The following is a 24769-nucleotide window of genomic DNA, read 5'->3' on the forward strand; positions in this document are numbered from 1 at the left end:
CGTTCGGGTTAATCAGTCCACAGCATATTGAAACTATGTCGTAATACCCTTAATTGTTGCTGAACCGTTTTCCCGGACTTAGATTTATAAGTGAGGTCGTCCAGTTATGATAAAGCATAATATTATTAAACAAATAATTGTGTGCGGTACAGTAACAATTTTATTTCTTTTTTCTTTTATTTCTGAGAAACACTTCATAACAGGTGAGCCTCATTCTTTTGGTTATACCACTTCAAAAATATTATATGTGGTTTATTGTTATTTTATCGTTTTGTTTTTATATGAATTTATTAAAAAAATAATAAATAAGGAAATTTTTTATCGCAAATGGTTTAAAAATCTTAGTTATATTTTCGTGCCATATATCGGCATTCTTTTTTTAAGTTGGCCAGGACTAGTTGTTTGGGATGAAATCTGGATCTATCAAAATGCAACTCAATTTCATATAGATGATTGGCAATCCTATCAAACAGTTTACTTTTACATCTTTAGTCTTTTTTTGATCCCGTCTTTTGGAATGATTGTGGGATCGCAAATCACTTTTATGGCTTTTGTTTCATCTTGGATTATAACCAAATTAGAGTTTAATTATCCTTTAAGATTTTCTAAATATAAACTCGTACTAATTATTATTATAGTTCTAAGTCCAGCCGTACTATTTAATACTTTAATGACATTTCGGAGCACGATGTTAGCTATTATAGAGCTTTGGCTGGTAGGATTAATTTATTTCAGTTTTAAAGAAAAGAAATGTGATAATAAGACTTTGATAATTATAGGGTTTCTCACAATCCTTCTATCTACCTGGAGGAAAGAGGGAATATATCATGTTATATTTGTTCCAATAGCCATATGGTATTTGGGAATAGCAGCAAGGAAACGTATTGTAGTATTCACCCTTGTAACAATAGTTGGGGTTTTAGTAGCAGGGAATATTTATGGATTAATCAAAGGTGACGAAAAACAACAAATGAGGTATGAGCTCACAGCGTTTATTAACCCTCTCTCGATGATTCTTGCTGATAAGAATGCAATAATCAGTGAAGAAACGAGCATACAATTAAATAAAGTTATAGATGTAGAAAAAACAAAGGAAATGGCTTCACCATACGAAGTTCCAAGTTACTGGAATGGTGCTGTAAAAGATGATTTTTCAGAAAAGGATTTTAAATCCTTTAAAAAATCCTATTTAAAAATAGTTATTGATAATCTTGATATATTTTTGTCATCTCGTACAAGAACAATGATCTCCTCATCAGGTTTTTCGCGTTACGGTTACTACCCAAGCGACTATATAAACTCTTACATTTTGAAAAACTTAGATAATGATGGGGCAAAACTGATGCTGGACAATAGCTTAAACCGGCCCATTAATATAAATTTGAGACAATTCATAGTCAATATACTCAACTGGAGCAAGTCGTTTGATAATAATATTCCAAACACACTAATATTTTGGAACTTCAGTCCTGTATTTATATACTTAGTTATTGTGATCATAAGGATGAGATCTTTACAAAACCCGATTTTTTGGATTTCTGTTTTATTACTTTTGAGAGTTCCTCTACTGTTTATAACACAGCCAGGAAGCTATTTTATGTATTATTATCCTATGTTTTTACCAGGAGTCTTTCTAATGATTATTCATTTCTTGGAGGTGAAGCGAAGAAAGTCCCTTGCGTTATAATGTTGGTTGTACAGGCCAGGCTTTATCTGGAGGATTGAATCTGGCATTAGGTAGAAGGGGGGTATATCTCATATGAAAGGCATCATACTCAGTGGAGGAACAGGTTCTCGTTTATTGCCTCTCACAAAGGTAACGAATAAGCATCTGCTTCCGGTTGGCAAATATCCAATGATCTTTCATGCATTAAAACGAATGAAGGAGTGTTCGATTAGTGACATACTTATTGTAACAGGTAGAGATCATATGGGAGACGTTGTCAATTTACTTGGAAGTGGGAGAGAGCTTGGTCTTTCATTAACTTATAAAGTACAAGATGAGGCGGGTGGGATAGCGCAGGCCTTGGGAATGGCAGAGCAATTTGTAAACGCGGACCAGATGCTCGTCATTCTCGGTGATAACGTTTTTTCAGGGAGCATCGTACCTTTCGTCAATAAATTTAAGAGCCAAGGTCGAGGAGCAAAAATTATTATAAAAGAGGTCCCAGATCCGCAACGTTTTGGAGTTCCTCAACTTTCCGGAGATAAAATAATCTCGATAGAAGAAAAGCCGCTAGTACCTAAGAGTAATTATGCTGTAACCGGCATTTACATGTACGATAGTCAAGTTTTCGATATCATACGCACCTTAAGACCTTCCGCTCGTGGGGAACTGGAAATAACCGATGTAAACAATGCTTATATTTCCAGGAATGAACTGACTTATGATATTCTCCCGGGCTGGTGGACGGATGCTGGGACACATGAGTCTTTGGCTCGGGCTAATGAACTGGCAAAAGACATCGACTTGGGAGAAGAGTTCGGTAAATTGAAGAGCTAGAAGAAAAAGAAGGTGATCTCATGAAAGTGAAAGGCACAAAACTTTCGGGGGTAAAGCTAATTGAGCCGACCGTATTCGGTGATCACCGAGGTTTTTTTATGGAAAGTTACAACGAGTCCGCATATCACAAGGCCGGAATCCATTACCGATTCATACAAGATAACCATTCCCTTTCAGTAGAAGCCGGTGTATTGAGGGGACTTCACTATCAGTTGCATCCGAAGGCGCAGGCGAAGCTTGTCCGTGTTATTGCCGGATCGATTTTCGATGTTGTTGTGGATATTCGACAAGGTTCGCCGACTTACGGACAATGGGAAGGTTTCCAACTGAGCGCACAGAACAAACTCCAGCTATTGGTGCCTCAAGGTTTTGCCCACGGCTTCTGTACACTTGAGCCCAATTGTGAAGTCTTGTATAAAGTGGATGAGTTTTACTCTCCTGAACATGATCGGGGAATTGCCTGGAATGATCCAGATCTTGCAATAGATTGGCCCGTTGATCATCCGATTTTATCGGAGAAGGATGCAAAACACCCCTTATTGAAAGAAGCGGAAATCAATTTTATTTTTAGGGGGTGAGTGCAATGAACGTTCTGATCACAGGCGGCGCAGGCTTCATCGGTAGCAATTTTGTTCACTATATCCTAAACAAGTATCCGGAATATCAAATTGTTAACGTCGATGCCTTGACTTATGCCGGGAATCTCGAGAATTTGCGATCCATTGAAAATCACCCGACTTACCGCTTCGTAAAGGCTGATATTTCCGATCGTGTTGCATTGGAACCGATATTCGCAGGCGGAATTGACGTAGTTATCAATTTTGCCGCCGAGTCTCATGTGGACCGCAGCATTCTTAATCCGGACATTTTTGTGCGGACGAACGTACTGGGGACACAAGTGCTGCTCGAATTATCCAAACATTATGGGGTCGGCAAGTTCGTTCAAGTTTCCACGGACGAGGTGTATGGAACGCTTGGCGAAACGGGACTCTTCACAGAAGAAACACCGTTGGCGCCGAACAGTCCATATTCGGCTAGTAAAGCAGGAGCGGATCTTCTTGTCCGCGCCTATCACGAAACGTTCGGTCTGAATGTCAATATTACTCGATGCTCCAACAATTACGGACCTTTCCAGTTCCCGGAGAAGCTTATTCCACTCATGATCCGGAATGCACTTTTGGAAAAGCCGCTCCCCGTTTATGGGGATGGTCTGAATGTGCGTGATTGGCTCTATGTAGAGGATCACTGCAGCGCGATCGATCTTGTCATGCATGAAGGACGTCCGGGCGAAATCTATAACATCGGCGGCAATAACGAACGGAACAACATTCACGTCGTGAAGACGATTTTGAATGAACTTGGCAAGTCCGAAGAGCTGATTACTTATGTGAAGGATCGCCCGGGGCATGACCGCCGGTATGCAATCGACGCAACCAAAATCCGCAAAGAATTGGGTTGGCAGCCAAAGTATATGTACGAAATCGGTATTAAAAAAACGATTCATTGGTATCTAACCAACCAATCATGGATGGAGCAAGTCGTGTCGGGATCTTACCAGCGATACTATGAGCAGCAATACAAGAAACGTTTGGAGAACAAGGGATGACCATTAAACGGCTTAAAGTACTCATTACCGGCGCCTCTGGTCAGCTCGGTCAGGAGCTGGTCCGTTTGCCAGGTGAAGAAGGGTTGGAACTTGTCGGTTATAGTCGGGATAGGCTTGACATTACGAGTCTTGACGATTGCCGCAGAGTGATGGATATGCAGCGTCCCGATGCAGTCATTCACTGCGCCGCATATACGGCGGTTGACAAAGCCGAAGCCGAGCCCGACGTCGCTTTTCGAGTTAACGCTGCGGGAACACGAAATATGGCTGTTGCTTCAGAGGAAATTGGAGCCAAATTCGTTTATATCAGTACGGATTACGTGTTTGACGGAAAAAGCCGTATTCCTTACAATGAATACGACCAAACGAATCCACAAACGGTTTACGGCAAGTCCAAGCTTGCTGGCGAGCAGTTGACGCAGACACTCCACAGCCGTTACTTTATTGTCAGAACGTCATGGGTTTTTGGCAAGTATGGAAATAACTTTGTAAAAACAATGTTGAATCTGGCGAAAGAACGAAAATCGCTCAAAGTTGTACGCGATCAGATTGGATCTCCGACTTACACCTTTGATTTGGCGCGTTTTTTGCTTGAGCTTGTAAAAACTGATTATTTCGGCATTTATCATGTCTCGAATGCGGGAAGTTGCTCCTGGTACGAATTCGCAAATGCTATCTTTGAAGACAGCGGCATCGATGTCGTGTTAGAACCTTGCACAACCGCCGATTTCCCCCGTCCGGCGCCGCGGCCGGCCTACTCTGTTATGGATCAATGCGGAATTCGCAGCAATGGCTTGAACCCTCTTCGCAACTGGAGGGAAGCTTTAAGACACTATCTACAAGATAGCGAGTGAAGTAACGATGTCTAAGTCCACATCGCGTTCTACTGTGTGTGTATGTATCGTAACCTACAACAGCGGGAGAGACATAGGGGACTGCTTGCAAGCCGCATTGGAGCAGTCCTTTCCTATTTCTTCGATTATCGTGGTTGATAATGCATCGAGCGACAATACATGCGAGATCGTAGAAGCTTTTCAAGAAAAAGGGGTAAAGCTAATCAGAAATGATGTTAACCGTGGCTTTGCAGGAGGACATAATCAAGCGAGATCGTATACAGAATCGGATTATGTGCTCGTTTTAAATCCGGATGTTATTCTCGATACAGATTACCTTGCCAACATTATTGACTTCATGGACAACCATCCGGAAGTAGGAAGTGCTACCGGCCAATTGCGGCGGGCGGATGATCTTTCCGTTATGGATAGCGCGGGAATTGAATTGACAGCCGATCATAATGCCCGTGATATAGCCTCGGGAGATTCGATTTCGAAGTGGTGCGATCGACAAGAGATTTTTGGTGTTTCTGGAGCGGCTGCCGTATATCGAACAGCGATGATTAAGGAAGTGGCATATAAGGGCCAATTTTTCGATGAGGATTTTTTTGCCTATAAAGAAGACGTCGACGTGGCATGGCGGGCGCGTCATCTTGGTTGGAAGGCATGGTATATACCTGAGGCAAAAGCGATTCATGGAAGAGGGTGGAAAGAAGGAGGCAGAAAGTCCATAGCTCTTTTCGTTCGAAAACATTCCTATCAAAACCGTTTCTTTACCATTATTAAAAATGAACCATTCGGCAAGCATTGGTTGAAATTTTTGCCGGTTTTTGTTGCAAAAGAAGTTGCCAAACTGATCTATATTTTACTAAAAGAACCTCAGCTGCTTAGTTGCTGGCCGTTTATTATCAAAAAAATACCCGACATGATTCGAAAAAGGCAATATACATTTCATAAGAAAATAGCGAAAAATAGAAATCATTAGAGCAGCAGGGTTGTCCATTGTTTATTTTTTGGTAGAATGAGAGTAACCCTATATATTATTGTAGTTTTCATTTCATATAGATTTTTGTGTAATTAAGGAGGATCATCCGATGATCCGGCAAAATCAACGCTTCCTAACCCAGATTTATGTATTGTCAGATGCGTTCATTATGTTGCTGGTTTTTATGGCGGCATATTGGGTTAAATTTCATAGCGGTTGGATTACATCTTATAACACGCTCCCAATGAGCAGTTACCTGCTTTGGGGAACGGTCTATGCTTTTGCGTCCGTTCTGATCGGATTTTCGGTTGGGTTTTATGCTCCCAGACGACGCAAGAGCTTTGCCTCCGACGTATGGAACATCGTGCAAGTTCATTCATTAAGTTTTCTTGGCCTGCTTAGCATGCTCTATATAGCAAAACAAGTACATATTTCTCGGGAATTTCTTGCTATTTTCTTCGGGGCGAACATTGCAGTAATGATATCCTACCGATACATGGTAAAAACATGGTTGTTTCGTTTAAGAAGAAAAGGCTATAACAAAAAATATGTATTGATTCTTGGCGCGGGATCCGTTGGCCGAAGTTTCTATGAGAATCTTCAGCAGTACCCTGAACTGGGATACGATGTTTTTGGTTTTCTGGATGATTACCATGTTGAACACCCGCGAGAGTATCGTCATATGAAACCTATTGTAGGAAAGATCGATGAATTGGAGAAGGTTCTCAACGAAAACCGTTTGATCGATGAAGTCATTATAGCGCTGCCACTTGAAGCGCATAGCAAATATCCTCGTATTATCGACATATGCGATAATGCAGGTGTAAAAACGTTGATTATTCCCGACTTCTTCGATCTTCTGCCAGCTCGGCCATTCTTCGACAATTTCGCAGGTATTCCGCTTATTAATGTACGTGATATACCGCTCGACGAGCTAAGCAACCGAATTTTGAAGCGAACCTTCGATATTGTGTTTTCAATTATGGCGATTATCGTAACGTCTCCTGTGATGCTGCTCATTGTCGCCGGTATCAAGCTGACATCGCCCGGGCCGGTCATTTTCAAGCAGGAGCGGATGGGGCTGAACCGTCGTACGTTTAACATGTACAAGTTTCGGACGATGCACGTCTCTCCCGCCGAAGTGTCGGACACGCAATGGACGGTCGAGAACGATCCGCGGCGCACGAAGTTCGGGGCCTTCCTCAGACGGACAAGCCTCGACGAGCTGCCGCAGTTTTTCAATGTGCTGCTCGGCCATATGAGCGTCGTCGGCCCGCGGCCGGAGCGGCCGTATTTCGTCGATCAGTTCAAAGAGGAGATTCCGAAATATATGGTGAAACACCACATTCGCCCGGGCATTACGGGCTGGGCGCAAACGAACGGGCTGCGGGGGGATACCTCCATCCATGACCGGATCCGGCACGATCTGTTCTATATCGAGAACTGGAGTTTTCTGTTCGATCTCAAAATTATTGTGAAAACCGTTGTGAACGGTTTGGTTAACAAAAATGCGTACTGACCGCAGCGAACCGGTCCGCGTTTCGGTCATTATTCCGACGCTGAATGCTGGCACCGAGTTAACCGAACTGATCACCAGACTGAACGGACAGACAGTGCCGCCGCATGAAATTATTGTCGCGGATTCCGCTTCTGAGGACGGTACGGCCGCTCGTGCGCGTCATGCAGGCGCGATTGTGCTGGACATTCCGCGCCGCGAGTTCAATCATGGCGGGACGCGCAACCGAGCCGCAGCGGCCGCTTCCGGCGATGTGCTGATGTTCATGACGCAGGACGCGCTGCCCCATAACGAACGGCTCATCGAAGAGTTGACGGCGCCGCTGCGAGACCCGCTTGTCGCGTATGCCTATGCCCGCCAGCTTCCCCGTGCCGATGCGGGCTTGCTGGAACGGACGAGCCGGACGTTCAACTACCCGCCGGAACCGGCAAGGAAGACGAAAGCGGATATTCCGCGCCTCGGGCTGAAAACGTTCTTCTGCTCGAACGTCTGCTCCGCGATAAGAAAGGATGTCTTCGAGGAGATGGGCCGGTTCCCGGAACCGGTCATGTTTAACGAGGATCTGTTCATGGCTGCGCGCTGTATCTTGCATGGGTACGCGATCGTCTACGCCGCGAAAGCGGAGGTGGTGCATTCGCACGACTATACCGCGCTGCAGCAGCTTCGCCGCTTCTACGACAACGGCGTCTCGATGCGCGAGCAGGACTGGATTTTGCCATATGCGAAGGTCGGCAAGGAAGGTTCACGGCTTGTCCGGCGGCAACTGGAGGCGATTCGGGAAGAGCGCCGATGGGGGCTGCTTCCGGGATTGCTGCTGGAGTCGGCCGCGAAGCTGATCGGCTTCCGGCTCGGGCAATCCCATCGCAAGCTGCCGTCTTTCGTCAAGCACATGTTCGGCTTGCCCGACCGGACCGTGGAATCGTCGCAACCTTCCACACGGCAAGCTCAATCGGTATCCGAGCCGGAACGGTCAACGATGGGAAGCTAATGATATGTTCGTAAGCGCCATTATAATCAAGCCGCCGAATCGGCGGCTTTTTTCTATCTCCCCATACACGTTTGACTTTTCCACCGTCACCCGCTACAATCAAAACCAAAACTAACTAACGTTCGTTAGGTTGCAATACGAACCAAGGAGGCGTAAACGTGAATGACGGACAGACGGCTCATCGTCTCAAGCAGGCGGCGTTGACGGCATTTCTGGAATCGGGGTATGAAGGCGCTTCGCTGTCCGCTATCGCCAAGCAGGTCGGCATCCGGACGCCGTCGATTTATGCCCATTTCAATTCCAAGGAACAGCTTTTCCTGGAGCTGCTGAACGATGTCATCCAGGAAGAGCTGGCGAATTATAAGGCTTTGGTGGAACGGGTGTCGAATCGGCCGATCAAGGAGCAACTGCGCGCTGTTTTTGACTTTTTTACCGATCTGGACCATATTTCGAGCGGCCAGGCGTTTCTGAAACGGACGATGATGGTGCCGCCGAAGCATCTGAAGGAGCAACTGCATCGGCTGTTTCTGGCGCATGAGGCCGAGCTTGTCCGTTATCTTGCCGACATACTGGAGAAGGGGATGGACGAGAATGTGCTGGTCAGGCAGGATACCGGGCGGATGCTGGCGCTGTTTTTTGCTTTAACCGACGGCATGCTCGTCGAACACGAGTTGTACGATTCCCGCCTGTATCGGGAGCGGCAGGAAATCGCCTGGAGCTGGCTATGGCAAATATGGACGAAGGAGTGACGATTCGATGGCATGGATCTATTTGCTGCTGGCCGGTCTGATGGAAGTGGTCTGGGCATTCGGGCTCAAACTGTCCGAAGGCTTCACCCGGCCTGTGCCCGGCGTGTTGACGGTTATCGGGCTGGTTGCAAGCTTTGTGCTGTTTGCAAAATCGCTCAAGAGGATTGAAATCGGTACGGCTTATGCCGTTTTTACCGGCATCGGCACGGCGGGTACGGTGCTGGTCGGCATCCTCTTTATGCAAGAGTCGGCGGATTGGCCCAAACTATTCTTCATCGCGCTGCTCATCGGCGGCATTGTCGGACTGAAGATGATCTCCGGCGACAAAGCCGAGGCGGGACACGAGCAAGGGTGACGGAGGCGTGGACGGTTTCTGGCCGTACGAGGGCGTACATTGATTTTACGAACAAGGGGGTGGCGTTATGGCTTGGTTCATTTTATTTTTATCCGGTTTGGGGGAAGTCGGGATGGTGACGTTCTTGAAGCTGTCCGACGGGTTTACCAAATGGAAGGGGACGGTCGGCACGATCATTTTCGGCGGGCTCAGCTTCTCTCTGCTGTCCAAGGCGATGGTCGACATTCCGATCAGTACGGCATATGGCGTATGGACCGGCATTGGCGCCGCCGGCAGCGTGCTGCTCGGTATGGTGCTGTTCAAGGAGTCGAAGGATTGGCGCAAGGTGCTGTTTATCGCCATGATTATAGGAGGCGTCATCGGGCTCAGGATGGTAGGAGCCGATTAAGCTGATCGACGAGAAGGGGCGACTTTGCCCGCATTGCATAAAGAGAGCAGCGTCCCGCCGGCATCCGGCGGGACGCTTGAATGAGGCGATGGCGGAGGCGTACATTATTTCAACTGCGCTTCGAACTCTTCAATCAGCGATTTGGCCTGTTCCGCCGATTTCTTCGGAACATGGAGCTGCATCAGTTGCTGCCCTTCGCCGGAAATCCGGGTTTTGATGCCGCTTTCTTTCAGGTGAGCCTGCAGGCTGTACAGCTTCTCGGTCCTTGCGCCTGTCTCGGTGCGAATGGATACCCAACCTCCGCTTGTTCTGGCGATAAGCCAGACGATCAGGCCGATGACGACAACGGCTACAATAATCCACAATACGAGCATGCGAACCCTACACCACCTTGAACAGAATGGATAACGGACTGTTTTTGCTCTCGCCACATTCTATTCGGCTTGCCCCGGAAAACATGACAGGAAAGTTACCGGTCAGCTCGTTCGACTCTCCTAAAGCATCGTGAAAATAAAGAACGTTTTGGCGCTATGCGCGTCCCGGGATCGAAACTGCGCCCTGGCATTCGCGGGAAGTGACGGTTATCGATCCTTCCGGCAACCGGATTATATTTTACGAGCGGTTGGAAAAGGCAGGTTAATGCTTGTTTGTCACGTTTGCTGTCGTTTCGGCATATAATGGATTATGCGGTTGGTGTCCGCCGATTTGATATTTTCGATGAAATCGGTTATAATCAGGGGCACCCTTACTTTTCTGAATTTTCATACAACTGCATATGCTGAATTCCCTGAACAGGGAAACGGGGGAACCATCGAATCCGTCCGCGTCGCCGCGGCGGTTTCCCGGGGTGAATCCTTCCTGCGCGCAGCGCGGAAGGTAGGGCACTCTCAAGCCCGAATCCGACAGCTAACCTCGTAAGCCGATTGAGAGAACCGCGATCGCGCTTAGTAGCGACCGGCTCATTTGCCGATTGACGATAAGCCCGTGCGCAGAGTTTCTCTGCCTCGGGTTTTTTGTCGTCGTACGGACAAGGGGGATATCGTGCCGAATGCCGAACAGAAGGAGGAGTTGAAGATGCTGGACAGACTGAGCGCCAGAATCGAAGAGTTGTACCGTCGCTGCATACGGGAACGGTCGGGCTTTGTGCCGGAAGGCGTCGACGCCCGTATTATCCGCAATCATCTAGTCATCATTGCCGATCACAGACCTGCCGCGAGCAGGGCGCTGGCCGTCGGCGAGACGGCAACTTCATGCTCGCGGCGGGACGGGACGGTGCGCTATCCGTTCCAGCTCCGGCTGAAAGAGCAGCTTGAGGAACTGACCGGATGCACCGTAACATCCATCCAATCGGATATCGCCATCGATACGGGCGGCATGATGGAGCTGGTGCATTTTGACCGCGATCTGGAAAGCGCGCTGATCAGCGATTGAGAACCGGCGGCTGCCTCAGTGGATCGCGCTTTTCTGGAAGTTGCCGCCCATAACGTCGGCGACATGCTCGATAGCGATGAAGGCCTTGCTGTCGATATCCTGCACGATCGCTTTCAGCTTGGCCACTTCGAGGCGGGTAACGACGCAATAGATCATTTGCGTATCTTCTTTGCTGTATCCCCCTCTTGCTTGTATGAATGTGGTGCTGCGGCCGAGGCGGTCGATGATCGCCTGAGAAATTTCCTCGTATTCGCTTGAAATTATGGTAACCGACTTGGACTCGTTCAATCCTTCGACGACGATATCGATCAATTTGAACGCGATATAGTAAGTAAAGATCGAATACATCGCCGAATCCCATCCGAACACGAACCCGGCAATAATGAAAATAACGACGTTAATGATCATGATCAGCTGACCGACCGGCATCCGGGTTTTCTTGGCCATCAGAATCGCCACGATTTCGGCTCCGTCGAGCGAACCGCCGAACCGGATCGTCAATCCGACGCCGACGCCGAGAATGACCCCGCCGAACAAGACGGCCAGCAGATGATCCTCGGTGAACGGCTCCGTATGGTGAAGCAGCACGGTCGTCAGCGACATGATGCCGATGCCGTACAACGTGGAGAATGCGAACGTCCGCCCGATTTGCTTGAAACCGAGGAGCAAAAACGGCAGGTTGATAAAGAACAAATATACGCCCAGCGGCAGGTCCGTCAGCTTGGACAAGATGATCGATACCCCGGCGATGCCCCCGTCAATAATATGATTCGGAACGAGGAACAACTCCAGCGCTACCGCCATCAAGACTGCGCCGAGCGTTATGAACACGAATTTTAAAACATAATCGGTAAAGGTTAATTTCTTGTGCGTTCTGGCCATCCGATTTCCTCCTTCTTTCTTGATTTCCGGTCATGCGACCCCGTTACATACAATCGTGCAGGTTCGCTTTGCTTCTTTGCCGACTATCTGGCTTACTGATCCTGTCCTTTGTCAAAATAGAGAAACGCTTTGTCAAGAAGCTGCGCCAACCGTCTGCTATCCTCCTCTCCTAAAAATTCGACAAGCCCTTCGAGCGAATGGAGAAGCTTGCGTTTCGCTTTATTCGCAATCTGCATGCCTTCCTTCGTCAACCGAATGCGGACAACCCTTCTGTCGGCCGGGTCGGATGAGCGTTCGATGAGACGCTTGCTTTCGAGCTCCTTCAGCAGCTGGGTAACGGTCGGCGAAGTGACCCGCAGCATATGGCTGATCTCGGATACTTTCAACCCGGGTCCTCCATGCTCTGCCCCTTCGCCGATCGCCAGAATCAGCATAATTTCGCTGGGCTTGAAGCCGGGGAGCGAACGGTGCCACTGCGTGCGGTTAAATTGCGTCAACGACTGCAGCAGCTGCTTCACGATTTTGTTGCCGATTTTGCTGTCGCTCATATGTACCCCCCCTTTATTTCGGTGCTAAAACATTTCCGAACCAATTTATTAGGCAACCTAATTATAAAAAGGAGAGACAGCGCTTGTCAAGGAAGGGATCCGATCGATACAATGGATAGAAAATGGCATGCGGAGGATTTGACGTGATTTTAATCGGCTTGACAGGATGGGGGGATCATCCGACGCTGTACCCCGACAAGGAATCGGCGCGGCACAAGCTTGCGGCGTACAGCCGCGTTTTCCGGACGGTGGAGGTGGACAGCTCGTTCTATGCGGTGCAGCCGGTTCGCAATATGGAGAAGTGGACGGCCGAGACGCCGCCGGATTTCCGGTTTGTCGTCAAAGCTTACCAGGGGATGACCGGGCACGCCCGCGGCGGTGTGCCTTTCGAGGGAGACGACGCCATGTACGGGGCATTCCTGGAATCGCTTGCGCCGATGCGCGAGGCGGGAAAACTGCTAGCGGTGCTGTTTCAATATCCGCCGTGGTTCGATTGCACCCGCGAACATGTCGGCCTGCTGCGGGCGGCGAAGGCGAGAATGGGAGATGTTCCGTGCGCGCTCGAATTTCGGCATCAAAGCTGGTTCGCGCCGCAGATGCGGGAGCGTACGCTTGCGTTTATGCGCGAAGAAGGGTGGATCCATAGCGTTTGCGACGAACCGCAGGCGGGGGAAGGCTCGGTGCCGATTGTGGAAGAAGCGACCGACCCGGCCCTGACGATCGTCCGTTTTCACGGCCGCAATGCGGCCGGCTGGCGGTCCGGCGGAAGGCCGGACTGGCGGGAGGTGCGCTATTTGTACCGCTACCGCACGGAGGAACTGGCCGAATGGGCGGAACGGCTTCGCCGGCTCGAGCGGCAATCGCAACAAATTTGCGTCCTGTTCAACAATAATTCCGGAGGCGACGCGGCCGATAATGCGCGTGAAATGTCCCGTTTGCTCGGCCTTGAACCGCCGGAGCCTTCAGGCCAGCTGAGCCTGTTCTGACGAAAACGGCGGACCGGATATCGGCTGCGGACTTTTTATTGACCGGTTATGGTGGTAAGATGTAAAAGTAGTCATTTTTTTGAAATACCATTTTGATCAAGCAGGAGGGATTTTATCGATGCCATTCCCAACTTCGATAGCTGAAGCGACCGTACTACATAATGGCGTGCGTATGCCTTGGCTCGGCCTTGGCGTATGGAAGACGCAAAATGGGCAGGAGACAGTCGATGCGGTTACGGCTGCGATCCGTAACGGTTACCGGGCAATTGATACCGCGGCGATATACAAAAACGAAGAGAGCGTAGGCCGGGCTATTGCCGAGAGCGGCGTGAACCGGAACGAGCTGTTCATTACGACCAAAGTGTGGAACGATGATCAGGGATACGATTCGACGCTGCGCGCGTTCGACAAGAGCCGCGAGCTTCTCGGCCTGGACGTCATCGACCTGTATCTGGTTCACTGGCCGGGCAAGGATAAATTCAAGGAGACGTACCGCGCCCTCGAGACGCTCTACAATGACGGGAAAGTGCGGGCGATCGGCGTCAGCAACTTCAAGGTTCACCACCTGGAAGAGCTGATGGGCAGCTGCAATATCAAGCCGATGGTCAACCAGGTCGAATTCCACCCGCTGCTCACCCAGAAAGAGCTGCTGAACTTCTGCCGCAAACACAGCATCCAGCTGGAAGCATGGAGTCCGCTGATGCAAGGGAACCTGGACATTCCGCTGCTCAAGGAACTGGGGGATAAGTACGGCAAAACGCCGGCCCAGATCGTCCTTCGCTGGGATCTTCAGCATGGCGTTGTCACGATTCCGAAATCGGTTCACGAGCACCGCATCAAGGAAAATGCCGACGTGTTCGACTTCCAGTTGAGCGACGCGGAAATGGAGGCTATTGACGGACTGAATCAGGACAAACGGTTCGGTCCGGATCCCGACGAGTTTCTGTTCTAATTTATTTTTTATAGCTCACGGTTCGTTGTATCGCTGTTCGCTTGAGCCGCCGGAATACCGGCGGTTTCTTTATCACATAATGGGTAATGAGCATTTCAGCACATTTCGTTTGACATCGCTAACTGTAACTGATATTATTACAGTACAAAGCGGGGTGCCGTTCACGAATGAACAGCGAATTTACGATTGCCGTCCACAGTCTCGTTTTGCTGGCATATTTGCCGGAAAGGATGGCAACCAGTGAAACGATCGCAGTCAATGTCGGAACCCACCCGGCCCGCGTTCGCAAAGTGATGAGCTGTTTGCGCCGTGGCGGCTATGTCGATACGCGCGAAGGCTCGGGAGGCGGCTATTGGCTGACCGCACAACCTGCCGAGGTAACGCTGAAAGATATTTACCGCGTGATCGCGATCGGTTCGCTCATGCCCAACTGGTGTTCAGGCAATCCCGATGCGGACTGCATTGTCGGCTCCAACATGAAGGAAGTGATGTACGGCATTTTCTGTGCCGCTGAGCAGCGGCTGGAAAGCTACTTTGCCGGCATTACGATTGCCGATGTGCTGGCGCAGATTCGCGAATGCGAGCCGAAATAAGCGATGTGGCGGTGTTTCCATCTCAACCCACATTTTTAGGAGAGGATGATGTAAGATGGCAGTGGCATTGACGAAAGACAATTTTGCGAAAAGCATCGAAAACGGCGTTTCCATCGTCGACTTCTGGGCTCCCTGGTGCGGCCCTTGCAAAATGCAGCTTCCGATCGTAGAGGAGCTCGCAACCGAAATGGAAGGCAAAGCCGTTGTCGCCAAAGTCAACGTGGACGAAGAGCCGGAGATCGCTTCGCAATACGGCGTAATGAGCATTCCGACGCTCATTCTGTTCAAAGACGGACAGCCGGTTGACAAAATGGTCGGCGTTCAAAGCAAAGAAACGCTGAAATCGAAAATTCAAAGCCAACTGTAAAGCTTGAACACTCACGGCGCGGCAAGACAGCCCTTTCGTTCCTGATCAGGGGACGAAAGGGCTTTTTTTGCGGATTGGAAACGGGCGATGCAACTTTTGGCAACAAGTTTTCGTTAATGAAGAATAGCAAGCCATTCGTTTCGTAAAGGGGAATATTTCGGTGAGATCAAGTCGCAAGTGGTTGGCCGTAACCGTATCCGCCGCGCTGCTGGCTAGCGCGGTGCCGGCAGGGGCTTATGCGGAGAAGGCGGCATCTTCCGCGCAGGGAAGCTCGAGGGCCGAAGAACCGTCATCGCCGGAAGCGTCGGCGTCCCAGGCGGTCGCCGCCATGTCCAAGGCACAGGCGGAAGCGCTCGCCCGCAAACTGGTACATATTCCGGACGATTACAAGCTGCAAAGTGCCAACTACGGCAAGCAGATGTTTGATCCGAACGGCGAAGGCTTCAACGTCTGGAATCTGTATTTTGTGAAGAAGAAGGACGGCAAGCAGATTGCCTCCATTCAGGCCGGCATCAACGCTGACGAAAGCACGCTGGTGTCTTTCTCCTCGGACAATTATGATCCCGGAGCGGCACCGCCGTCCTATCCGCCCGAAGTCGACCGTACGGAAGCGCAGCAACTGGCGATGTCATTCATTCAATCCATTGCGCCTGCGCTGGTCGGCCAGATCGAACTCGATCCTTACTACGGCCAGCAGTTGAAACCGCCGCTGAACGGCGATGTCGTTTACCGGTTCCGGTACAACCGGATCGTGAACGATCTGCCGTATGTCGAGAACTTTATCGATATTGAAGTCGACGGCGAAGGCCATGTCCGTTCGTATCGTCTGCAGTGGGAGAAGTCGGTCCGGTTCGAGAAGGCCGGAACGGTTCTGAATTCGGAGCAGGCGATTGCGAAGCTGCGGGCCGCCGCAAGCCCGGAGCTTGTCTACAAGCTGATCCGCAATACCGCGGGCCGAACGTCTCCTCAGCTCGCCTATGTGCTGAAGCCGGTGACGATCGACGCGGCAACGGGTGAAGTGATCAAGCCGCAGTACGAAGACGATTCTGCGCTGGAAGCGTCTCCGGTAAGCGCGAAGCCGCTCGGCACGGCGCCCAAGGCGGGAGCGCAGCTGTCCAAAGAGCAGGCTGTGCAGACGGTGAAGGACGCGTTCGGGCTGCCGAAGGGAGCCGAATTGACCGGCAGCGACTATAACGAATACGAGGACGAGTATGAGGGCGTCTCCCGAGCGCAATGGAACTTGTCCTGGACGGTTAAGGAAAACGGCAAGGACAGCGGTTCCGTCTGGGCGAGCGTCGATTCCCGTACCGGGCAGATCCGGAATTACAGCGCCTATACGAACAGCAGACAGCAAAGCGGTAAAGGCGTGACATACGGCGAGGCGAAAGCGAAAGCTGTCGCAACGGTGAAGAAGCAGCTGCCCTGGCTCGCCGACCAGCTGTATTTGCGCGCTTCCGACGCGAAGCGCTATGAAGGCAAGACGCCCGAGGAAGTGGGCCAATACTATTTGGCATTCATCCGCAAAGTGAACGGGGCGCGGGTCGAGTATGATTACGTCCATGTCGGTATCGATGCGATCACCGGGCAGATCCGCGAATTTTCTGCGGATGTGAGAGATTTGGCGTATCCGGCCAAGCCGCAGCTGATCGGCGACGCGAAGGCGATCGACGCCTGGATGGATTACTACCGCGTCGAGCTGACTTATCAGAAGCAGCACAAGTACGAATGGAACGGCGAGCCGATTCCGGTCGAGAAATACCGGGTGCTGGTGGCGGCCGGTGAAATCAGGCCCGGCGAGGGAATTCCGGACGGCACAGCGAAGCTGGTCTACCGGCTGGTGCCGAAGACGGTCGACGAGCCGGTGTTCCTCGATGCGGAGTCGGGGCAATGGCGCAATCTGGAGACCGGAGAAGTCACCCAGCTGGAGCTGCCGCAGGCAACCGATGTGGAAGGCCATCCGGCTCAGCGGGAGCTGGAATTGATGGTCGCCTACAAGGCGCTTGACCTGGAAGACGGGAAGGTCCGTCCCGAGGCGGTCATTACCCGGGGCGAGTTGATCAAGATGCTCGTCCTGTCGATGAATAGCGGCCGGCCGCCGCGCCTCTACGAGGCCGCATCGCAGGCCAAGGCGTCGTTCAACGACGTCGCCGCCGACTCCGAGCTGTTCGCCTATGTGGAAACGGCGGTACAGCAGAACCTGATCGACATTGGCGACGGCTCGTTCAATCCCGAGGGCAAAGTCGATCGCGAGGAGATGGCCGAATTGATCATCCGGGCGCTCGGTTACAATACGCTGGCCAATCACGAGAAATTGTTCCGCATCGAATTCAGCGATGCGGCGGAGGTGGAGCGCAAAGGCCAGGCGGCCATTGCGATCGGCCTTGGCATTATGGATACGGTTGACGGCAAGTTCTTGCCGGACCGCGAAGTAACCCGCGGCGAAGCGGCGGCCTCGTTCTTCCGCTTCCTTCGCGTCAGCTCCGAGCTGCGGGAGGCGCCGCTGCGTAACGGGTAAATCCGGCACGGCGCGTGCATGGTGCGCGCGGCGGGCGTGGCGCGGTGCGCTGTGGGGCGTGCGGCTCGCGCGGTGCGATTAGCCTATGCTAAGGTGTGTGGTTGGCGTGGCGCGGGCGAGCGGGGCTCTGCGGGTGCGCTAAGGCGCGTGCGCGGGCGTGACGCGAGAGAGAAGCGCTTCGCAGGTGCGCTAAGGCGCGCGTGGCGTGTGCGAGTAGGGCCCTGCAGGTGGGCGTTCGGCGAGCGTGGCGCGGGCGAATAGAGCCCCGCAGGCTAAGGTGCGCGCGTCCGGGAACATATGCAGCATAGGCGGCAATACAAAGACTGTCGGGAATGATTCCCGGCGGTCTTTTTATAGATTAAAGAAAAGTATAAAACTCACTTCCTATTTGCCTGTACGTCCTCCGTCAAATCGTCGTCCGTCCGTCGGCGCGCCCCGTTTTCCGTCAAATCGTCTCCGGTCCCGTCGGGGTGCTTCGTCTTCCGTCAAATCGTCTCCGGTCTGTCGGTATGCCCCGCCTTCCGTCAAATCGTCTCCGGTCCCGTCGGGGTGCTTCGTCTTCAGCGCCCTCGTCTCCCGGCAGATTGCTTTGGCGAAAATCCTGCAAAAGTGCAGGAATTTTGGCACGAATAGATGGATATGGCGCAAAATTCTGCAAAAATACAGTATTTTTTGGGATTTTTTGCTTGGCTGGAGCTTGAACGGGTCAAAAAATTGTATAATCGCAACAATTTTTGCGTTTTGGTTCTTTTACGCCCGGAAATACTGCACTTTTGCAGCTTTGATCTTTTATTGGGTTTCTATCTTCCGGATGCCAGCCGCCGCGGAGTCGGAGTAAAGCAATTTCGAGACAGGTGGCAGTTCACAGCGGGGTATAGCGAGCGAACGTGGAGGTTCGCAATTAGGTCGCCGGGTGGCGAGAGCGAATAAGAACGTGGAGGTTCGCAATCAGGCGCCCGGCGGGGGTGGCGAGAGCGAATAAGGACCTCGAGATTCGCAATTAGTCACCGGGTGGCGAGAGCGAATAAGGACCTGGTGGTCGCAATGAGTCGCCGGGTGGCGAGAGCGAATAGAGCTCTAGCCGCCATCGCGAAACAGTATCGTCCCCGGACAGAGACGAAGAAGTCGTTTTTGCTTGTTTCATACGCATGGCAAATTGCGTGTGCTTGACGAATTACTTACGCCTAGCAAATTACGTGCGTCTGACGAATTGCGTTGCCGCTAAGCCGTGGAACCGCTACAATCAAAATTACAAGGAGATCACGTGAAAAAGCTGGTAAAGGAGGCGGGCGTCCATGAGTGGAAACGTCAGCATCGAACGGTTCGTCCTGGAGCCGGGCGGCGATTTGTTCATACGCGGCAGCGTATACGTACAGCCGGATCAGGATAAAAAGCCGGTGATCGTCATTTGCCACGGGTTCAAAGCGTTCGCGTCGTGGGGGTTTTTCCCGTATGCGGCGGAGTGGCTGGCGCAGCGCGGGTTTTACGTCGTCCTGTTCAATTTCTCTTGCAACGGCGTGCGGGAGCGGGATTTTGACGAGCTTGACAAATTCGCACGCAACACGTATTCGCGCGAGCAGGACGATCTCGCAGCCGTTTTGTCGGCGCTGACCCGCGGCCGGCTGCCGTTCCCGCAGATGGCCGATACGGAGCGCATCGCGCTGCTCGGCCACAGCCGCGGAGGCGGCAATGCGATCATCTTCGCAGCCGATCATCCGGAGATCGGAGCCGTCGTCACCTGGAACGGCGTCGGTTCGGCCAACCTGTTTGACGAGCGCTTCGAAGCCGAAGCGAGACGGGAGGGCGTTGCCTATACGCCGAATGCGCGGACGAAGCAGCTGATGCCGATCAACCGGATATTCTTCGAAGATCTGGACCGAAACCGCGAACGGTTCGATATTCCGGCGAGGCTGGCCGAGCTTGACATTCCGGTTATGCTGCTGCAGGGCGACGAAGATGCGGAACGGCTGCTGAACGGCTTCCGGCGCATGCGTGAAGCGGCGCCCCGCCATACGTATCGCACGATCGCCGGAGCGGGACATACGTTCGGGGCCGTTCATCCGTTCGCGGGGACGACGGCGGCGCTGGAAGAAGCGTTGGAAGCGACCGCTTCTTTCCTGCTTGAGAATCTCCGGCGCAGGAGCGGCTAACGTCGGGGGTCATACCGGTATCGCGGGGGCCGTCAACTTTCCAATTGCGTAAGCTCCACGCGCCATGCTTCCGGATTCCAGGCGGCGCGCAGACCGAATAATTGCGCGGCGAAGCCGATCGGAACATAAGTGGTGCCGCCGCGGATTTGCGCCGGGACGTCGAGCGCGATGCTCCGTTCGCCGTCCGTTTCGGTCACTCGCGCTTCCTTGCCGCCGGCCGGCAGTTGCAGCGACCTGTCGCCCAATGCGGCGTAGATTGTGCCGCTCGCCCGGTCCCAGGCTACCTCGGCGCCGAATTGGGCGAACAACGGTCTCATCGGCACGAGCACTCTTCCGTCAGCCGTCAGCGGGTCCGGCGTCAGCCGTACCTCCCGCCCGTTCAGAAAGATGCCGACCGGCGTCCGGTCCAGATCGAAAAATTCGACTTCATATTGCAGCGTCGCCGCCGATCCGTCCGTCTTTTCCAATCCTTCGACCGTCACTTCGAAGAGCGAGCCGTCGGCGAACAGAACGCCGCTATCGTCCGCCGTCAGATCGGGACGGAACACAATGGCCGGAGAACCGGCATACATGACGGCGGAGACGTTCCCGTACGCGCCCGACAGCATATCCTTGTCCTGACGTCCGATCGTCCAGACGCGGCCGCTGGCGGGATGGCGCAGGGTGATGCTCGCAAGGGCCGGGTCCGGCGTTTTGTAGATTTCAGGGTTGAGCGATATGGACCAGACTTGGCGCGGGTGAAAAAATTGCAGCGGGAACGGTCCGCGGGCCGGATACGGTATGGCGTCGTAAACGAAAAGCGATTCCCGGCTGCGGTCGGTGACGCTGATCGTCGAGTAGCTGCCGGCAAAACCGAATCCCGCTTTCTTGAGCTGCGGAGACAGAATCCAGCGCCGGTGGCCGACTTTGCCGATATTCCGGGGATCGGAGTCGTCCATGTACCCGATCACCGCCTCGTGCAGGGTGCGGTATCCTTTGGCCAAATTGCTGGTGGAAGCGGAACGGTAGCCGATCTCGTAAAAATCCGCCTCCATATCGGCCGGGCGCTGCGGGCGATGGTCGAGCTTGCCTGCGGCATGCAGCAGCACTGCGCCGTGCTGGGCGATGGCGTTCAGCGACGCGTCCGCTTCGATATCGGCGGGTAGATCGGCCAAATAACGGACAAAATTAACCATATTGAGCCCGTCCTGTATGAAAGCCGGCTGCAGCTTGCCCGGCGCATAGGGCGCTTGCAGGCTCGGGATGTCGGCGTAAGGCATACCGGCATAACGGGGCTTGAGCCGCTCCCATGCGGCTTTGATGGAGGAACGGGACCGGGCGGCCGTCAAATCGGCCATGCGGATCTCCTCTCCGGGATACACGGCAGCTTTCGCGGGCTCGGATGCGCTGGCATCCGCTTCGGGGAGACGGACGAAATTCCCTACTATGTTTATCATCAGAAATACACTCAGTAATGCACATAGGATACGAATACAGCATCGCATTGCGGCATCATCCCTCCAGGAGCATAGCCATTCCTTTCGATAAGAACGTCCGTATTCCTTTTTGTACGCGCAAAACTTACGAAAGATTCGGAACGACAATGCCGGTATATCCGGTGCGGGAGGCGTGTAAAGATGGCCAAATGGCTGGATTGGATGCGCAGACATGCCGGTCGCAAGCTGGCGGGCATACATGCCTGGAACGGATGGATCGTTCTGCTGCTGGCGGCGACGGGGTTGCTGCTTGCTAGCGGTTTTTGGCGGGGGGTGCTGGGCGAGGGGAGAGTTTGGCTCAAGTGGGTGCATATTGCGGCCGGACTTGTGTCCGTTGCTCCTATCATCCTGTATATGACGCTCATCGGCAAGCATTGGAGGCTGCTGAAAGGCCGGCCCTGGCAGCGGTTCAATATCGTCGTCGTGCTGACCCTCCTCGCCGGCTGGCTGTTGTCGGGAGTCATCCTTTGGCAATTCAGGCTTGCCGGGCCGGCGTTGTCGAATGCGGCGCTTGTCGCGCACGATCTGCTGACCTGGATCGGGCTGCCGTACATCATCTATCATTCGCTGACGCGCACACGATGGATCAAGCAAGCCGGCCGCAGGGCCGTCATCACGGAAAGGTCGGAAGAACGACTGCACCCGGCCGCTCCCCAGCCGTTGTATACCCGCCGCGCTTTTCTCCGTACGGCGATCGGGGCCGGGCTTGCTGTCGCGTTCGGGCCTTCGTTGCTGCAATGGGTCGGACGGTCGCTCGGCAGCACGTCCGGCAGCGCGCTCGATCGGTTGGCGGAGAACGACAAAAACCGCTTGCTGCCCGCGCCGCAGCCGCTTGCCGATTCCTCGCCGCCGGTCGGCGGCGGGGCACAAGGGCATTTTCGCGTCTATACGGTAACGCCGATCCCGAAATTCGCAAACGACAACTGGTCGTTTACCGTCGACGGACTGGTCGACCGGCCGTTCACCTGGAATTGGGAGCAATTTGTGAGCAGGAAACGGACCGTGCAGGTAAGCGATTTTCACTGTGTGACGGGCTGGTCGGTGTACCGAAATACCTGGGAAGGCATTCCGCTTCGGGAACTGCTCGATTTGGCGGGTGTCCGTCCGGAAGCGAAAACAGTCAAGTTTTATTCCGGAGACGGCGTCTATACCGAATCGCTCACGCTTGATCAGGCGAGAATGGATGACGTCATGGTCGCGGTTTTGCACGACGGCAGGCCATTGCCGTCAGACCTCGGCGGTCCGGCCCGGCTCATCGTTCCGAAAATGTACGCGTACAAGTCAATCAAATGGCTGAATCGCATCGAGCTGATCGCCGGCGATCACGACGGGTACTGGATCGAGCGCGGCTACAGCAAAGACGCGTGGGTGTAAAAGCGCCAATGGGGCGGGAGCAGGTACCAGCGATTGCCAATACCGTGCACAGGCTGCCCTTCCCGGCGGCTATCCCCGTCGCAAACAAGTCCCGTTCTATTTTCGGAACAATGGTACATGATACCAGCTGTCGCGAATGGCGTTTCACCCGACCGGCTTCAGTCGGTCTTTTTCTTTCGCTGTTTCCGTATATATTGTTGCTCTTGTGGGATATTGTGTAATAAAGTTCATATTTTTTCCAGGAGGTTTTGAATCGTGGATTGGCTTAACATATACGAAAATTTCAGCGATTTGCCAGCGAAGGAACAACACCCCTTATTTGAAGCAATCAAAGAAACGTTATTCCCTACCCCTAAAATTCAGGGCTTGCTTGGTGACATTCGAGAAGCAAAGTTCTCGGGCGGTTTGGCGTGCCTACATTGCGGTAGTTTAAGCGTGAAACGGAATGGTACGTATCGTAGTCGTCAACGCTATTTATGCAAGGATTGCGGCAAAAGTTTCAACGACATGACGGGAACTCCGATGGCGGGAACCCATAAACCCAATCTGTGGTTCAAATACTTCGAATTGATGATTGAAGGATACACACTCCCTAAAATCGTAGAACGGCTCAACATTCATATTTCAACTGCATTTTACTGGAGACACAAGATTCTTAATGTACTCCGTTCGCTTGGAAATAGCCAGCTTAACGGAATCATCGAAAGTGATGAAACGCACTTCCTGGAAACGGAAAAAGGTCGCAAAGGCGGGATTCTCCCCGTGATGCCCGTAAACGCGGTCGCAAAGTAGAAGATGAAAAGAAGGAGAAGCGCAAGCGTGGCATCTCCCAAGAACAGGTCAGCATCGTCGTAGCTTATGACCGAAATGACAATATCATTTGTTAAATGGGTGGTCGCGGTCGCATCAAAGCCGAGGAAATAGATAGCGTTATCGGAAGGTATATATCACCTTCTTCATTGCTTTGCATAGACAGCGCGACGAACTATAAGAAGTTTGCCAAAATGAAAGGTTTGACGCACGAAATTTTGCCGCGAGGAACACATGTGTCGAAGTCGATTTACCATATCCAACATGTAAACTCGTTTCATTCTCGCTTGAAGCAGTGGATGGATCGATTCCAAGGCTTGGTTCCGATTCCTGGAGTTGCACAAGAAGTTGGATTACACTGACAGACAGAAAAAGCTCCTGTTGGACACTTGTAAACGGGCGAACTTTACGACTGTAGTAAAATTGAGAACAGGTGCATAAAAAGGCGATCTAGCTTTGATATTTTTTTGTACTTACTGTTCCTATTAACGCTATATCCGTATATATAGATTCCTCAATATACTAGGAAGCAATCTGTAAATTGATTTATGAATTATTTTCTCAATTTCTTGCTTAATACTGAAGTAGCCTTTCCATAAAATTGGTGAATTAGAATTGATTCCATATTGTCGCTTCATTTAACAATTGCTCTGCATATAATCTATCTTCAACAAACTTCATTTAACCAACTCCTTAACAAAAAACAGGGAGCAGCTGCCGCAGCAAATGTCCCCTATTCATTAGATCAAGTCCAAATTATTGT

The 24769-nt window shown here is 52.0% G+C and carries 23 protein-coding genes, 2 pseudogenes and 1 riboswitch; of the genes and pseudogenes, 21 read left to right on the plus strand and 4 right to left on the minus strand.

What is annotated here, in order from left to right; genetic code table 11:
- Positions 1-106: 106 nt before the first annotated feature.
- The 11 genes from ABEV74_RS13215 (at position 107) to ABEV74_RS13265 (ending at position 9923) form a co-directional block, all read left to right on the plus strand.
- On the plus strand, positions 107-1687 hold the full coding sequence (locus ABEV74_RS13215) for a hypothetical protein (RefSeq protein ID WP_430146580.1): 1581 nt from the start codon (positions 107-109) through the stop codon (positions 1685-1687).
- A gap of 72 nt (positions 1688-1759) precedes the next feature.
- Positions 1760-2503 (plus strand): sugar phosphate nucleotidyltransferase, encoded by a 744-nt coding sequence (locus tag ABEV74_RS13220; protein WP_430146582.1) that lies wholly within the window; start codon positions 1760-1762, stop codon positions 2501-2503.
- Between the two features lie 20 nt (positions 2504-2523).
- The gene (rfbC, locus tag ABEV74_RS13225) at positions 2524-3081 is read left to right on the plus strand and encodes a dTDP-4-dehydrorhamnose 3,5-epimerase (protein WP_430146584.1); all 558 of its coding nucleotides are present in this window, start codon (positions 2524-2526) and stop codon (positions 3079-3081) included.
- A 5-nt stretch (positions 3082-3086) separates the two neighbouring features.
- Positions 3087-4109: a dTDP-glucose 4,6-dehydratase gene (rfbB, locus tag ABEV74_RS13230; protein WP_430146586.1), complete on the plus strand. Its 1023-nt coding sequence runs from the start codon at positions 3087-3089 to the stop codon at positions 4107-4109.
- Positions 4106-4963, plus strand: a complete 858-nt coding sequence (rfbD, locus tag ABEV74_RS13235) for a dTDP-4-dehydrorhamnose reductase (protein ID WP_430146588.1) — start codon at positions 4106-4108, stop codon at positions 4961-4963. Before rfbB ends, rfbD begins: the two co-directional genes overlap by 4 nt.
- A 7-nt stretch (positions 4964-4970) precedes the next feature.
- Entirely contained in the window at positions 4971-5927 is a 957-nt protein-coding gene (locus tag ABEV74_RS13240) for a glycosyltransferase family 2 protein (protein WP_430146590.1), read from the plus strand.
- A gap of 109 nt (positions 5928-6036) precedes the next feature.
- Positions 6037-7446, plus strand: a complete 1410-nt coding sequence (locus tag ABEV74_RS13245) for an undecaprenyl-phosphate glucose phosphotransferase (RefSeq protein WP_430146592.1) — start codon at positions 6037-6039, stop codon at positions 7444-7446.
- Positions 7436-8431: a glycosyltransferase family 2 protein gene (locus ABEV74_RS13250; RefSeq protein WP_430146594.1), complete on the plus strand. Its 996-nt coding sequence runs from the start codon at positions 7436-7438 to the stop codon at positions 8429-8431. Before ABEV74_RS13245 ends, ABEV74_RS13250 begins: the two co-directional genes overlap by 11 nt.
- Before the next feature lie 158 nt (positions 8432-8589).
- Positions 8590-9180: a TetR/AcrR family transcriptional regulator gene (locus ABEV74_RS13255; protein WP_430146596.1), complete on the plus strand. Its 591-nt coding sequence runs from the start codon at positions 8590-8592 to the stop codon at positions 9178-9180.
- 7 nt (positions 9181-9187) lie between these two features.
- Positions 9188-9535: a DMT family transporter gene (locus tag ABEV74_RS13260; protein ID WP_062490045.1), complete on the plus strand. Its 348-nt coding sequence runs from the start codon at positions 9188-9190 to the stop codon at positions 9533-9535.
- A gap of 67 nt (positions 9536-9602) precedes the next feature.
- Positions 9603-9923, plus strand: a complete 321-nt coding sequence (locus tag ABEV74_RS13265; RefSeq protein ID WP_430146598.1) for a DMT family transporter — start codon at positions 9603-9605, stop codon at positions 9921-9923.
- A gap of 104 nt (positions 9924-10027) precedes the next feature.
- On the opposite strand, the gene ABEV74_RS13270 is transcribed toward ABEV74_RS13265, so the two are convergent.
- Positions 10028-10297 carry a putative signal transducing protein gene (locus tag ABEV74_RS13270; protein ID WP_430146600.1) on the minus strand — a complete coding sequence of 90 codons (270 nt, stop codon included), beginning with the start codon at positions 10295-10297 and terminating at the stop codon, positions 10028-10030.
- 161 nt (positions 10298-10458) lie between these two features.
- On the opposite strand from ABEV74_RS13270, the pseudogene ABEV74_RS13275 reads away from it, so the two are divergent.
- Together ABEV74_RS13275 and ABEV74_RS13280 are read left to right on the plus strand one after the other, a co-directional pair.
- Positions 10459-10563: pseudogene (locus ABEV74_RS13275) on the plus strand (glyoxalase superfamily protein); the annotation flags it as partial.
- A gap of 126 nt (positions 10564-10689) precedes the next feature.
- Positions 10690-10858: riboswitch (cyclic di-AMP (ydaO/yuaA leader) on the plus strand.
- 139 nt (positions 10859-10997) lie between these two features.
- A complete protein-coding gene (locus ABEV74_RS13280; RefSeq protein WP_145977127.1) occupies positions 10998-11354 on the plus strand; it encodes a Na-translocating system protein MpsC family protein in 357 nt (118 codons plus the stop codon).
- Positions 11355-11369: 15 nt separating this feature from the next.
- Here ABEV74_RS13280 and ABEV74_RS13285 read toward each other — a convergent pair whose 3' ends face one another.
- Both ABEV74_RS13285 and ABEV74_RS13290 read right to left on the minus strand, forming a co-directional pair.
- Complete coding sequence (locus ABEV74_RS13285) at positions 11370-12236, minus strand: YitT family protein (protein ID WP_430146602.1); 867 nt, start codon at positions 12234-12236, stop codon at positions 11370-11372.
- Between the two features lie 92 nt (positions 12237-12328).
- On the minus strand, positions 12329-12784 hold the full coding sequence (locus ABEV74_RS13290) for a MarR family winged helix-turn-helix transcriptional regulator (RefSeq protein ID WP_430146604.1): 456 nt from the start codon (positions 12782-12784) through the stop codon (positions 12329-12331).
- Between the two features lie 143 nt (positions 12785-12927).
- Between ABEV74_RS13290 and ABEV74_RS13295 the strand changes: the two genes are divergently transcribed.
- The 6 genes from ABEV74_RS13295 to ABEV74_RS13320 all read left to right on the plus strand — a co-directional run bounded on the left by ABEV74_RS13295 (position 12928) and on the right by ABEV74_RS13320 (position 20347).
- Positions 12928-13770, plus strand: a complete 843-nt coding sequence (locus ABEV74_RS13295; RefSeq protein WP_430146606.1) for a DUF72 domain-containing protein — start codon at positions 12928-12930, stop codon at positions 13768-13770.
- Between the two features lie 118 nt (positions 13771-13888).
- A complete protein-coding gene (locus tag ABEV74_RS13300) occupies positions 13889-14722 on the plus strand; it encodes an aldo/keto reductase (RefSeq protein WP_430146608.1) in 834 nt (277 codons plus the stop codon).
- 167 nt (positions 14723-14889) lie between these two features.
- Positions 14890-15315 (plus strand): RrF2 family transcriptional regulator, encoded by a 426-nt coding sequence (locus tag ABEV74_RS13305; RefSeq protein ID WP_062490064.1) that lies wholly within the window; start codon positions 14890-14892, stop codon positions 15313-15315.
- A 55-nt stretch (positions 15316-15370) separates the two neighbouring features.
- Positions 15371-15682, plus strand: a complete 312-nt coding sequence (gene trxA, locus ABEV74_RS13310; protein WP_062490066.1) for a thioredoxin — start codon at positions 15371-15373, stop codon at positions 15680-15682.
- A gap of 160 nt (positions 15683-15842) precedes the next feature.
- On the plus strand, positions 15843-18197 hold the full coding sequence (locus tag ABEV74_RS13315; protein WP_430146612.1) for an S-layer homology domain-containing protein: 2355 nt from the start codon (positions 15843-15845) through the stop codon (positions 18195-18197).
- Positions 18198-19492: 1295 nt separating this feature from the next.
- Positions 19493-20347 (plus strand): alpha/beta hydrolase family protein, encoded by an 855-nt coding sequence (locus ABEV74_RS13320; protein WP_430146614.1) that lies wholly within the window; start codon positions 19493-19495, stop codon positions 20345-20347.
- A 32-nt stretch (positions 20348-20379) separates the two neighbouring features.
- Here the strand turns inward: ABEV74_RS13320 and ABEV74_RS13325 are convergent, their stop codons facing one another.
- On the minus strand, positions 20380-21783 hold the full coding sequence (locus ABEV74_RS13325) for a stalk domain-containing protein (protein ID WP_430146616.1): 1404 nt from the start codon (positions 21781-21783) through the stop codon (positions 20380-20382).
- 180 nt (positions 21784-21963) lie between these two features.
- Between ABEV74_RS13325 and ABEV74_RS13330 the strand changes: the two genes are divergently transcribed.
- Together ABEV74_RS13330 and ABEV74_RS13335 are read left to right on the plus strand one after the other, a co-directional pair.
- On the plus strand, positions 21964-23196 hold the full coding sequence (locus ABEV74_RS13330) for a molybdopterin-dependent oxidoreductase (protein WP_430146618.1): 1233 nt from the start codon (positions 21964-21966) through the stop codon (positions 23194-23196).
- 255 nt (positions 23197-23451) lie between these two features.
- Positions 23452-24447 (plus strand): annotated as a pseudogene (locus ABEV74_RS13335) (IS1595 family transposase).
- The last annotated feature ends 322 nt before the right edge of the window (positions 24448-24769 follow it).

It is taken from the genome of Paenibacillus cisolokensis (assembly GCF_050481165.1).
Classification (GTDB): Bacteria; Bacillota; Bacilli; order Paenibacillales; family Paenibacillaceae; genus Paenibacillus_AH; species Paenibacillus_AH cisolokensis.

Excerpts from the sequence above, each read along its gene's own strand:
- ABEV74_RS13220 (WP_430146582.1), top strand. The coding sequence starts at position 1,760 with ATGAAAGGCATCATACTCAGTGGAGGAACAGGTTCTCGTTTATTGCCT.
- ABEV74_RS13320 (WP_430146614.1), top strand. The coding sequence starts at position 19,493 with ATGAGTGGAAACGTCAGCATCGAACGGTTCGTCCTGGAGCCGGGCGGC.
- trxA (WP_062490066.1), top strand. The coding sequence starts at position 15,371 with ATGGCAGTGGCATTGACGAAAGACAATTTTGCGAAAAGCATCGAAAAC.
- ABEV74_RS13280 (WP_145977127.1), top strand. The coding sequence starts at position 10,998 with ATGCTGGACAGACTGAGCGCCAGAATCGAAGAGTTGTACCGTCGCTGC.
- ABEV74_RS13305 (WP_062490064.1), top strand. The coding sequence starts at position 14,890 with ATGAACAGCGAATTTACGATTGCCGTCCACAGTCTCGTTTTGCTGGCA.
- ABEV74_RS13330 (WP_430146618.1), top strand. The coding sequence starts at position 21,964 with ATGGCCAAATGGCTGGATTGGATGCGCAGACATGCCGGTCGCAAGCTG.
- ABEV74_RS13325 (WP_430146616.1), bottom strand. The coding sequence starts at position 21,783 with ATGATAAACATAGTAGGGAATTTCGTCCGTCTCCCCGAAGCGGATGCC.
- rfbD (WP_430146588.1), top strand. The coding sequence starts at position 4,106 with ATGACCATTAAACGGCTTAAAGTACTCATTACCGGCGCCTCTGGTCAG.
- ABEV74_RS13290 (WP_430146604.1), bottom strand. The coding sequence starts at position 12,784 with ATGAGCGACAGCAAAATCGGCAACAAAATCGTGAAGCAGCTGCTGCAG.
- ABEV74_RS13270 (WP_430146600.1), bottom strand. The coding sequence starts at position 10,297 with ATGCTCGTATTGTGGATTATTGTAGCCGTTGTCGTCATCGGCCTGATC.
- ABEV74_RS13245 (WP_430146592.1), top strand. The coding sequence starts at position 6,037 with ATGATCCGGCAAAATCAACGCTTCCTAACCCAGATTTATGTATTGTCA.
- ABEV74_RS13285 (WP_430146602.1), bottom strand. The coding sequence starts at position 12,236 with ATGGCCAGAACGCACAAGAAATTAACCTTTACCGATTATGTTTTAAAA.
- ABEV74_RS13260 (WP_062490045.1), top strand. The coding sequence starts at position 9,188 with ATGGCATGGATCTATTTGCTGCTGGCCGGTCTGATGGAAGTGGTCTGG.
- rfbC (WP_430146584.1), top strand. The coding sequence starts at position 2,524 with ATGAAAGTGAAAGGCACAAAACTTTCGGGGGTAAAGCTAATTGAGCCG.
- ABEV74_RS13300 (WP_430146608.1), top strand. The coding sequence starts at position 13,889 with ATGCCATTCCCAACTTCGATAGCTGAAGCGACCGTACTACATAATGGC.
- ABEV74_RS13215 (WP_430146580.1), top strand. The coding sequence starts at position 107 with ATGATAAAGCATAATATTATTAAACAAATAATTGTGTGCGGTACAGTA.
- ABEV74_RS13240 (WP_430146590.1), top strand. The coding sequence starts at position 4,971 with ATGTCTAAGTCCACATCGCGTTCTACTGTGTGTGTATGTATCGTAACC.
- ABEV74_RS13250 (WP_430146594.1), top strand. The coding sequence starts at position 7,436 with ATGCGTACTGACCGCAGCGAACCGGTCCGCGTTTCGGTCATTATTCCG.
- ABEV74_RS13265 (WP_430146598.1), top strand. The coding sequence starts at position 9,603 with ATGGCTTGGTTCATTTTATTTTTATCCGGTTTGGGGGAAGTCGGGATG.
- rfbB (WP_430146586.1), top strand. The coding sequence starts at position 3,087 with ATGAACGTTCTGATCACAGGCGGCGCAGGCTTCATCGGTAGCAATTTT.